Annotated in this window: 2 protein-coding genes and 1 rRNA gene; 1 reads left to right on the forward strand and 2 read right to left on the reverse strand. The window is 41.6% G+C overall.

All coding sequences use genetic code 11. The features are described from left to right. Window positions 1–196: 196 nt before the first annotated feature. Complete coding sequence (locus tag WBS51_RS15005) at window positions 197–1,498, reverse strand: glycoside hydrolase family 27 protein (protein ID WP_173750183.1); 1,302 nt, start codon at window positions 1,496–1,498, stop codon at window positions 197–199. Between the two features lie 144 nt (window positions 1,499–1,642). On the opposite strand from WBS51_RS15005, the gene WBS51_RS15010 reads away from it, so the two are divergent. Beyond that, complete coding sequence (locus WBS51_RS15010) at window positions 1,643–2,428, forward strand: helix-turn-helix transcriptional regulator (protein WP_294580848.1); 786 nt, start codon at window positions 1,643–1,645, stop codon at window positions 2,426–2,428. A 201-nt stretch (window positions 2,429–2,629) separates the two neighbouring features. On the opposite strand, the gene WBS51_RS15015 is transcribed toward WBS51_RS15010, so the two are convergent. Continuing rightward, window positions 2,630–2,739 (reverse strand): 23S ribosomal RNA (locus tag WBS51_RS15015); the annotation flags it as partial.

The following is a 2,739-nucleotide window of genomic DNA, read 5'->3' on the forward strand; positions in this document are numbered from 1 at the left end:
TGTGCTTTTATTTGTGGTTTTGCAGACCCACATTCATCATAGCACAGGAGTTCTTGCTTATATCTAAAGATTTCTCCCACCACCCGCATAGCAGGTGGTTTATTTCATTGCTGACACAATCAGGATATTTATACATTTTGTGTTCAAAATGTATAAATATCCTCGATATCCACTTCATACGACAGCCCCTTGGTTTCTAATTCAGCCTGTACAGTACCGCATCGTGAGAATCCAGAGATACACTCAGACTGCCCTCACAGTCTCCGCACTCTGCCTGTCTCCACATATCGTATACACAATACCGGCCTTCCAGTTCCAACTGTTCCAGACTAATACGGAATGTCTCTTTCCAATTGGTAATATTGAAAAATGCTATATAAGAATTGTTCTCGTTATCCTCTGCTTTCCAGACAATCAAATCATAGGTACGCAAAATCTGACGGGCATTTCTGCTTTTCTTCAGAAGCCCCAAAACATCATCATTGGTAACCAGTGATTTTGTCCATTCATCCATATCAGTAAGTTCACAGCCAAGCATCATAGGAGAACGGAATATACACCACAGCGTAAACATAGTTCGCTGTTCTGCCCTGCTCAGACGGCTCTGTCTCTCTCCCAGTCCATGCTCACAGCCCCGAATGGAAATATGCCCTACCGGCAGCATATCACAATCGGGATAACAGCCTTCCGACACATAAGGGCTCCACTGATGACAACGGGCAAACATTTCCATAATATTTTCCCAACTATCCCACAAATCGTTGGTAATCCGCCACATATTGGCATTTTTCCGCAAATGCTCTGCCTGCTCCACCATAGCCGGACCCGGAGATAAGCTAAGCACTACCGGACGTCCGCATTTATCAATGGCATGTCTTAAAAGCTGAATTTCATCACCCCCGTAAGCCAGAGTACTCTCATTATTTATCTGCCCATATTTTACGCAAATATCATCTACCTTAATCAAATCCACACCCCAGGACGCATACAATTCCAAAATAGAATCATAATAGTCCTGTGCTCCCGGCTTTGTGGCATCCAGCCCGTACATATCTGTATTCCAACAACAGATAGAGGACGGATGCGCTGCTTCTCTGGCCGTATATATGCTGTTTTTTATTTTTACATTCTGAGACACTGCCTGACGGGGAATTCCCCGCATAATGTGAATTCCGAATTTTAATCCTTTTTCATGGGCATAGGCCGCAATCTTTGTAAAGCCGCTGCCATCTGCGGCAGATGGAAAACGATTAGGCGCCGGACAAAGCCTGCCATACTCATCCATACATAAATCCGCAAATTTATGGTAATGGCTGGAATTAGCGGTAGGCTCGTACCACTGAATGTCACAGACAATATATTCCCAACCATGGGACTTCAGATGTTCTGCCATGTAATCAATATTTTGCCTTAACTCCTGCTCCGTCACAGACGCCCCATAACAGTCCCAGCTGTTCCAGCCCATGGGCGGTGTTTGGGCACATGCATTTTTATTCATAATAATCACTCTCCTTTATTTTTCCATACCACTTTTCACACATACCATTTTTCTTCTTTTGCTATTTGACATTATATCAGATACTCACTTATAATGATTCATAATACAAAAGAAATACCACACATTTATTGCAGAGGTTTCCATATGTTTTACGAAAATAAAGAAGACTATTTTTTTGCTGTAGAAGAATTCAACTCTTTACAATATCCCTTACATGTACATAGCTATATTGAACTTGTACATGTCATGAAAGGCTCGCTGGAAATGCAAATTGGCAGGGAAAAATATGTTATCCCGGAGGGTTCCCTGGCTATGATTTTTCCCAATGTTCCCCACAGCTATCATACGCTTTCTGCAAAAGGAAACACACAGTTAAATATTATTAACAGTTATCTCGACCTGCTTCCTTTGCATAAAAAGCTTCTGCTCTCCATGTTTCCATCAAATCCGGTACTTGCTGCTAAAGAACTTCATCCGGATATTCTCTTTGCAGAAAAAAGACTATTTACCTTAACAGCAGCCGAAAAAGACAGCGCCCTGATTTCCTCTTTTCTTTCCTTAATATTATGCCGTCTATTTCCTCTTCTTCAGCTTACGGAATATCAGGAACTGCCTCCTCAGGACATTGTCTGCAGTATTATTGCCTACATCGCGGAACACTTTTGTGAGGACATTTCTCTCTCGGATGTTGCTGTACATTTCGGCATTGGAAAATATGCGCTTTCCAGAATCTTTTCCAATGTTTTAAAAGTGAGTTTTTCTTCATATGTAAATGCACTTCGTATGAATCATGCCCGGTATCTTCTTCTGAATTCCAACATGAACATTACCACTATTGCTATGGAGTGCGGCTACCACAATCAACAGACTTTCAACCGAATATTCAAAGAACAGTGCAGCTGTACCCCCAGAGAATACCGAAATATGTAATCTTCCCCGAATCTTATGACCAGAAATTAGATTCGGAAATATCATGGATTGTTACCTACACAGTGTTCCATTTTTTGTAAAACAAAAAAAACTCCTATAGATATTACTATCTACAGAAGTTCTCTCTCATATACCTTCAAAACCGCATACACAAAACCAAACCAATTCCAACTTACCGTTTCACTTAGTTTCCTAAGCTATTAGGTCAAGCCCTCGACCGATTAGTAGCAGTCAGCTCCATACATTGCTGCACTTCCACCTCTGCCCTATCTACCTCGTCGTCTTCAAGGGGTCTTACTTCTTTCGAATGG

It is taken from the genome of Blautia acetica (assembly GCF_038739805.1).
GTDB lineage: Bacteria > Bacillota > Clostridia > Lachnospirales > Lachnospiraceae > Blautia.

Coding starts and splice junctions, on each gene's coding strand:
- WBS51_RS15005 (WP_173750183.1), bottom strand. CDS start 1,498: ATGAATAAAAATGCATGTGCCCAAACACCGCCCATGGGCTGGAACAGC.
- WBS51_RS15010 (WP_294580848.1), top strand. CDS start 1,643: ATGTTTTACGAAAATAAAGAAGACTATTTTTTTGCTGTAGAAGAATTC.